The sequence below is a fragment of the Marinobacterium sedimentorum genome (genome assembly GCF_024267675.1).
GTDB classification, from domain to species: Bacteria; Pseudomonadota; Gammaproteobacteria; order Pseudomonadales; family Balneatricaceae; genus Marinobacterium_A; species Marinobacterium_A sedimentorum.
This window is the reverse complement of record NZ_JALDYX010000204.1, coordinates 1-214: the sequence shown is the minus strand read 5'-3', so window position 1 is coordinate 214 and position 214 is coordinate 1. Positions and strand designations below refer to the sequence as shown.

1 protein-coding gene is annotated in these 214 nt (G+C 46.7%); it reads right to left on the bottom strand.

Annotation, left to right across the window (positions count from 1 at the left end):
• Positions 1-180 (bottom strand): SEL1-like repeat protein (locus MRS74_RS23850; protein ID WP_254582762.1); only part of this gene is annotated, 180 nt, incomplete at its 3' end.
• Between the last annotated feature and the right edge of the window lie 34 nt (positions 181-214).

Sequence of the window (214 nt, the reverse complement as noted above, 5' to 3'; positions counted from 1 at the left end):
AAAATCTCGAAGCAACAATTCTGCAAGTTGAATCCTCGCATCAATATTGCCCATTGACGCCGCTTCTCTAAAATAGGGAATGGCTCGCTCTTTATCCTGCTGCACAAAAGTGCCACGAGAGTAATAGCGACCTAGCTGTTCAAGCGCTACCGGTAATCCTTGATGGGCTGCATTTTCCATGTAGTACAGACCCAACTCTACATCTTGGGGCACA